Origin of the sequence: Blautia sp. MSJ-36 (genome assembly GCF_018917985.1) — a bacterium.
In the GTDB taxonomy this organism is placed as follows: Bacteria; Bacillota; Clostridia; order Lachnospirales; family Lachnospiraceae; genus Blautia_A.
The window spans coordinates 26,995-33,877 of the sequence record NZ_JAHLPQ010000034.1 but is presented as its reverse complement, the minus strand read 5'-3'; the positions used below and the strand labels follow the sequence as shown (position 1 = coordinate 33,877).

Below are 6,883 nucleotides of genomic sequence, written 5' to 3'. Positions count from 1 at the left end.
TGTGTTTAAAAGCCCTGGACGGCTGAATTCGATGGAGCGCCGTGTGCGGTGAAAGTCGCATGCACGGTGTGGAGCGGGGGAAAATCCGGAGATAACTTCAAAGGATTACCTATCGCTATCCGGTGCTAAGAGCCAGGGCATCAAACACTTAATGTCTTCTATGTGAAAAGATTTTAAAGGAAAAACGCACATCCTACGCATTTAACATGACAATTTCATGAAAAGCGAAAGGAAAACACTATGAAAATCGAATACACAAAAGTTGGAGACTACTATTTACCGAATCTTTATTATCCGGAGGAAACCAGACCGATCGGCTGTTGGGGAATGTTTCGGAAGGAATATCTGAAAGAACATAAATCTGGAACTTATACATATCTTCTTCTGACCGCCAGACTGGACAGCTACCTGGCAGATCTGAATGAACAGGCACAGGAACGCTTTGAGCTGATTGAAGCTCAAATACGAAGGGCGGAGGGAGTTACCGAGGAACTGAAGAGACAGAATCCTATGGAATGGGTACGCCACTGCAACAATATCCGCAACCGGGCTGCTGAAATTATCAAGCAGGAACTGATTTATATATAAGGGGGATTCCGGATATGAGAAGAGAATTGATTGAAAGTTATTATGAAGAATACCAGCAGGAACTGGAAAGATTTCTTGAATCTGATCCAGAGATGTTTTCTCTGGAAGCAGAAATTCATCATTACATAGATATACTGGAACCAGTCCTCAGAGATGCCGGACAGGAGATGTGGCAGGCATTGGACAGAATTATTTCAGCGAAAAATGCCATGGAAGGGATTGTGGCAAAAGAAATGTATATCCGAGGATTTCTGGATTATGAAAGGCTGGTGTGTGAGAAAGACAGTAAAATTTAAATATTCATCTTACAAGCACTGACTGTAACGGTCAGTGCTTCTTTTTTGTTTTTTTTAAAATCATCTGACATTCTTCAAGTCCCCACGTGTGATTAGTAAGAAAAATAAATTTTTCTGCGAAAGTACCGTCCAAACACCCTCTGAACCTTGCAATTAGTGAGGGAATAGTTCATTTTTGCGAAAAAAACTTGCAAAAGGGGGTTGGTAAATACACTTTCAAAAGCTTTATAGGTAGAGGAACAAAATTTTTTCATAATTTTTCAAAATCATGTCCGCTTTTATCTCTCCCAATACAGAGTAAGTGAAGGAGCTAACAAAAGTAAAAGAAAAAATGATAAAAATGCAAAAAAATATCACGAATTTTTTGCATCATGCCAAGTCATTTGACTTTAGTAATCAGAGGACGTTTTGGAATGTTCCTTCGCTGAACCTTGACAACCGATAAGTGCACCCTGGAAGTCTACCAGGAGTTCTGCCATGACCTTTCTTTTACAGAGAGTGAGCGGAATCATAATGACACTCCCGATGATGGGCGGCTGACCAAAGCCTTATGGTCAGTGGCCTGCTGATGCAGGCAGAGGCAGTCTGAGACGACTGCAGATGACAGGAAAACGCACGCCAGACCGCCGGACGAATGAAACTGATAACAATGTTTACAGGGCGAAATGCCTGGAAAGGAGCAGTTTATGACAGAACTGAAAATGAAAGAAATGCAGATAATCCACTGGTTTGGATGCCCGAATCTGAACTGTACAAAGGAAAGAATCCATCTGGCAGCTATGCTTGCAACGGATGCAGAAATGAAAAAGAATCTTTACAAGGTATGCAGATTCCTCGCAAGAGAAGAAATCGCATATCGGTATCCGAGCATATATGAAATGATTCGGAAAATGTTTTCGCCGGATGATACTAATCCACCGGACGCATGTGCAATGTTTATGCCGGACAATGAACCAGATGATGAAGAATATGCAATGGCAGCGTAGCTGCGGAAAGGACAGTAGCGATTATGAATAAAGTGATTTTAATGGGAAGACTGACAAAGAATCCGGAGATCAAATATGCCGGAAAAGATAATGATATGGCAGTAGCAAGATATACACTTGCGGTAAATAGAAGATATAAACGTGACGGAGAACAGGAAGCAGATTTTATTTCCTGTGTCACATTTGGAAAGAGTGCAGAGTTTGCACAGAAATATCTTCACAAGGGAACGAGAATTGTGATCGGAGGTCGTATCAGCACCGGTAATTATAAGGATAAGGACGGGAAAACAATTTACACCACAGATGTGATTGTGGAAGAACATGAATTTGCTCAGAACAAGGATAACGGTGCCGGTGCAGATTCGTCAGAAACACAGAAAACAGATAAGGACGGATTTATGGAAGCACCGGAAGGAGAGGTTCCATTTGACTAAACCGGGATAAATGGTTGGAGAGGCTGCTCTTTGCCGGGGCATTCTCTTTTCCATTTTAAAGAAGAAATCAAAAATTACAGGTATTCAACCTAACGAAAACGTGATATAATCAAAATATGGTTGAATGAGAAATATGGAGGTAGCTTATGGGCGTAAGTTATAACAGATTATGGAAAATGCTCATAGATAAAAATATGAAGCGGATAGAGATGCAGTACCTCACTGGGATCAGTGGTAATATTCTTGCCCGGATGGGAAAAAATCAGTATGTATCAATGGAGACGATTGAGAAGATATGCAAGAAGCTGGACTGCACTGTTGATGAGATGATGGAATTTACAGAGGATGAATAACAGGAGGTTGCTGCAATGACAAATACACAGCAAAGAGCAGCGGCGAAAGCATTTGCAAAAAACTGGAAAGACCGTGGATATGAAAAAGGCGACAGTCAGATCTTTTGGGTGGAGCTTCTGACAACGGTATTTGGTGTAACGGAAATATCACAGTTTATTTCTTTTGAGGATCAGGTACACCTTGACCACACCAGTTTTATTGATGGGTATATTGAGAAAACCCATGTCATGATTGAACAGAAAAGTATAAATAAGAGCCTGACGGCTGCTATCCGGCAGGCCGACGGCTCTATGCTGACACCATTTGAACAGGCAAAAAGATATTCTTCCGAATTGCCATATTCAAAAAGACCAAGATGGATCGTAACCAGTAATTTCCAGTCATTTTATATTTACGATATGGAAAAGCCGGGTGGCGATCCGGAGATTATCCAGTTGGAAGATCTGGAAAAAGAATATTATCGGTTACAGTTCCTTGTGGACGAGGGAAACACAAATCTTCAGAAAGAAATGGAAGTTTCCATTGCCGCAGGTGAAATTGTAGGGCTTTTGTATGATGCACTGGCAAAACAATATGTTGATTCGACAACAGAGCGGGCAATGAAAAGTCTGAATATCCTTTGTGTCAGAATCGTATTCTGCCTGTATGCAGAGGATGCCGGTATTTTTGGACAGCATGGCATGTTCCATGACTATCTGGAAGAATTTGATACAAGGCACATGAGAAAAGCCGTGATTGAGCTGTTCCAGGTGCTTGATACAAAACCAGAAGACAGAGATCCATACATGGAAGAATCTCTGGCACAGTTCCCATATGTAAATGGTGGGCTGTTTGCAAATGAGGATATTGAAATTCCACAGTTTACAGATGAAATCAGAAACCTTTTACTGGAAAAAGCCTCAGCAGATTTTGACTGGTCAGAAATTAGTCCGACTATATTTGGTGCGGTATTTGAGAGTACACTGAATCCTGAGACAAGACGCTCCGGCGGTATGCACTACACCAGCATTGAAAATATTCATAAAGTCATTGATCCGCTGTTTCTGGATGAACTGAAAAATGAATTGAAAGAAATTCAGCAGATAACGGTTCAGAGAACAAAAGATAAAAAGCTGAGAGACTTCCAGAAAAAGTTGTCAAACCTCCGATGGCTTGATCCGGCATCTGGAAGTGGAAACTTTCTTACAGAGACATATATCAGTATCCGCCGATTAGAAAATGAAGTCATAAAAGAATTGCAGAGAGGACAGATTACTTTTGGATTTGATGAATCCTCACCAATTCATGTCTCTATTGATCAGTTTTATGGAATCGAGATCAATGATTTTGCTGTCACAGTTGCAAAGACTGCATTGTGGATTGCAGAATCACAGATGATGAAAGAGACGGAAGACATCGTTCACATGAATCTGGATTTCCTGCCGTTGACGACAAATGCGTTTATTGTGGAAGGCAATTCTTTACAGATTGACTGGGAGAGCGTTGTACCAAAATATCAGGTTTCGTATATTATGGGAAATCCTCCGTTTGTGGGTTATTCACTACAGAACAAAGAACAGAAAAATGATATTTTATCGGTTTACGTGGATGAAAAAGGAAAGCCATATAAGACAGCAGGGAAAATTGATTATGTTGCGGGCTGGTATTTTAAAGCTGCGCAGTTTATGCAGGGAACAACTATACGGACAGCATTTGTATCAACTAATTCCATTACGCAGGGAGAACAGGTGGCAGGTGTCTGGAAACCTTTATATGACCGATTTGGGATCCATATAGATTTTGCACACCGGACATTTATGTGGGACAGCGAAGCCAATATGAAAGCGCATGTACATTGTGTGATTGTTGGATTCAGCATTGCACCAAATCAAGCAAAACGCAGAATCTATGTTGATGGAAGATTTAAAGAAGTAAATAATGTCAATGCGTATTTGTTGGACGCACCTAATGAATTTATCTGCAATCGCAGCAAGCCATTATGGAATGTTCCACAAATGACGACGGGAAACAGACCAGCAGATGGCGGTAATCTGATTATTGAAAAAGAAGACTATGAAGAATTTATAAGAAAAGAACCACAAGCCAAACCTTATATTAAAAAATTAGTTGGTTCAACTGAGTTCATCAACAATAAAGAGCGGTGGTGCTTATGGCTGGTAGATGTTAAACCAGCAGAGTTAAGAAAAATGCCGCTTGTACTTAAGCGGGTAGAAGCTTGTAAACAGGACAGAGAAAATTCGCCAGATGCAGGAAGAAGAAAACTTGCAGAAACACCGACGCTATTCAGGGAATTGAATAATCCTGCATCATTTATTCTTGTGCCAAAAGTAAGTTCTGAGAGAAGAAGATATGTACCAATGGGATTTTTAGATTATAATACAATCTCAACAGATCTTAACTTTATCATACCAGAGGCAACGATGTATCAATTTGCAATATTAACGTCAAATATTCATATGGCATGGATGCGAGCTGTTTGTGGCAGAATGAAAAGTGATTATAGGTATTCTGCTAATATTGTTTATAATAACTTCCCATGGCCTGAGCCGACCGCTCAGCAACGGAAAAAAATCGAACAGACTGCACAGGCAATTCTTGATGCAAGAGCATTATATCCAGACAGTAGCCTTGCAGATCTTTATGATGAACTGACCATGCCGCTGGAGTTGCGAAAAGCACATCACCAGAACGATATGGCTGTCATGCAGGCATACGGATTTACAAAAGGCAGTGAAGCCTATAAAAGCGAAGCTGCCTGTGTTGCAGAATTGATGAAACTTTATCAGAAGAAAGTAGAAGAAATCGAAAAAAGATAACACGCCGGATACGGCAAAAATCTCTTAGCAAAGCTAAGAGCGCACTTCTATACAGGCAATTACATTTGCCTGTATCGTGCGACCTGCGGTGCTGCTCCCGGTCTTGAGAAATCTCAATCCGGAAAATACAGCGAAATCAGAGATTTCGTACAAGGGGAGTTTCCCCTTGCGGCACAAGTGTCTATTCCCGATAAAGTTTGTGGCTGAATATTTCAGATACAGACATATAAAGTGATAGAAAGCATGAAATATAAATTTGAAGGGTGACAATATATGAAGTATTTATATTTGCATGGACTAGGGCAAAAACCAGACAGTTGGAATAGAGTAATAAAAGAAACGAAAGTATCGAAAAGCAGTCGCAGTTTGAGTTTATCAGAGATGTTAGAAGGGAAAGCTGCTACATATAAGGAATTATATTCAGCATTCTCATCAGAATGCGACAAGGAGAATGAAGAAATTGTCTTATGTGGGCTTTCTCTGGGAGCTGTTTTGACACTTAATTATGCGATAGACCATCCGGATAAAGTAAAGGCACTCGTATTAATTGCAGCACAATATAAAATGCCAAAAAAATTATTAAAAGTTCAGAATATGTTGTTTCATCTTATGCCGAATTCGGCATTCAATAAAATGGGCTTCAAAAAAGCAGATGTTATTAACCTATGTGGTACGATGGCTGAATTAGATTTCAGCGACTCACTTCATAAGGTGTCTTGTCCAGTATTAATCGTTTGTGGAGAGAAGGACAATGCAAACAAAAAAACTGCAAAAGAACTTTGCCATTATTTGAACAATTCCAACTTCCATGAACTTATGAAAACAGGTCATGAAGCAAACATAGAAGCTCCGGAAGAGTTGGCAATCGTGTTGCAAAGATTTTATGATAGTACCAATTAACTTCCCATTTATCGGGAAGTCGCAGAGAACGAAAAATCGGCAGTTATGGAGGTGAAAAATGTATTTCACAGACGAAAAAGACTATATTATGCGAATGATAAAAGAAATGGTAAGAGTATTATTTTCTTTAATGTTTGGGAAAAAGTATGTTTCTGTTGAACTTGAAAAAGAAAATAAATATGAAGTATCAGGGAAAAATTTGAAAGATTTTCTTGATATGATTGATTCTGGGGAAATTAACGAAGCAGAGAATATACTTTTAGATAGCATTGATTATATAGACAGAAATGAGGTAATGGCGGCAGCTCTTTTCTATCAATACCTTAGTGAGAAAGATAGTGAGTTTTTGATTAACAACAATTATACAAAAGAAGAAGTGCTTTCTGGCTTTAAGCAATTACTTGTGCAGTCAAGATATAATAATTTGTTATATATGATTAAGGATGATGAGTAATGTAGAAATTCAAGTTTATAGAGGACTTAATGAATCCTTGTAATATTGGGCGTTG

General features: G+C 39.5%; 8 protein-coding genes. All 8 read left to right on the top strand.

Annotation, left to right across the window (positions count from 1 at the left end):
- Positions 1-240 precede the first annotated feature (240 nt).
- On the top strand, positions 241-588 hold the full coding sequence (locus KQI39_RS15580; RefSeq protein WP_117557722.1) for a TnpV protein: 348 nt from the start codon (positions 241-243) through the stop codon (positions 586-588).
- Between the two features lie 14 nt (positions 589-602).
- Complete coding sequence (locus KQI39_RS15575) at positions 603-884, top strand: hypothetical protein (protein ID WP_055307238.1); 282 nt, start codon at positions 603-605, stop codon at positions 882-884.
- Positions 885-1,570: 686 nt separating this feature from the next.
- On the top strand, positions 1,571-1,870 hold the full coding sequence (locus KQI39_RS15570; protein ID WP_242858680.1) for a hypothetical protein: 300 nt from the start codon (positions 1,571-1,573) through the stop codon (positions 1,868-1,870).
- 23 nt (positions 1,871-1,893) lie between these two features.
- Positions 1,894-2,304 (top strand): single-stranded DNA-binding protein, encoded by a 411-nt coding sequence (locus tag KQI39_RS15565; protein ID WP_055307236.1) that lies wholly within the window; start codon positions 1,894-1,896, stop codon positions 2,302-2,304.
- Between the two features lie 146 nt (positions 2,305-2,450).
- The gene (locus KQI39_RS15560) at positions 2,451-2,657 is read left to right on the top strand and encodes a helix-turn-helix domain-containing protein (protein WP_195657242.1); all 207 of its coding nucleotides are present in this window, start codon (positions 2,451-2,453) and stop codon (positions 2,655-2,657) included.
- A 15-nt stretch (positions 2,658-2,672) separates the two neighbouring features.
- Positions 2,673-5,474 (top strand): DNA methyltransferase, encoded by a 2,802-nt coding sequence (locus KQI39_RS15555; RefSeq protein WP_216419444.1) that lies wholly within the window; start codon positions 2,673-2,675, stop codon positions 5,472-5,474.
- A 273-nt stretch (positions 5,475-5,747) separates the two neighbouring features.
- Complete coding sequence (locus KQI39_RS15550) at positions 5,748-6,374, top strand: alpha/beta fold hydrolase (protein WP_117557726.1); 627 nt, start codon at positions 5,748-5,750, stop codon at positions 6,372-6,374.
- Between the two features lie 58 nt (positions 6,375-6,432).
- Positions 6,433-6,828, top strand: a complete 396-nt coding sequence (locus KQI39_RS15545; RefSeq protein WP_216419442.1) for a DUF6483 family protein — start codon at positions 6,433-6,435, stop codon at positions 6,826-6,828.
- Positions 6,829-6,883 lie beyond the last annotated feature (55 nt).

Coding starts and splice junctions, on each gene's coding strand:
- KQI39_RS15565 (WP_055307236.1), top strand. CDS start 1,894: ATGAATAAAGTGATTTTAATGGGAAGACTGACAAAGAATCCGGAGATC.
- KQI39_RS15570 (WP_242858680.1), top strand. CDS start 1,571: ATGACAGAACTGAAAATGAAAGAAATGCAGATAATCCACTGGTTTGGA.
- KQI39_RS15560 (WP_195657242.1), top strand. CDS start 2,451: ATGGGCGTAAGTTATAACAGATTATGGAAAATGCTCATAGATAAAAAT.
- KQI39_RS15545 (WP_216419442.1), top strand. CDS start 6,433: ATGTATTTCACAGACGAAAAAGACTATATTATGCGAATGATAAAAGAA.
- KQI39_RS15575 (WP_055307238.1), top strand. CDS start 603: ATGAGAAGAGAATTGATTGAAAGTTATTATGAAGAATACCAGCAGGAA.
- KQI39_RS15550 (WP_117557726.1), top strand. CDS start 5,748: ATGAAGTATTTATATTTGCATGGACTAGGGCAAAAACCAGACAGTTGG.
- KQI39_RS15555 (WP_216419444.1), top strand. CDS start 2,673: ATGACAAATACACAGCAAAGAGCAGCGGCGAAAGCATTTGCAAAAAAC.
- KQI39_RS15580 (WP_117557722.1), top strand. CDS start 241: ATGAAAATCGAATACACAAAAGTTGGAGACTACTATTTACCGAATCTT.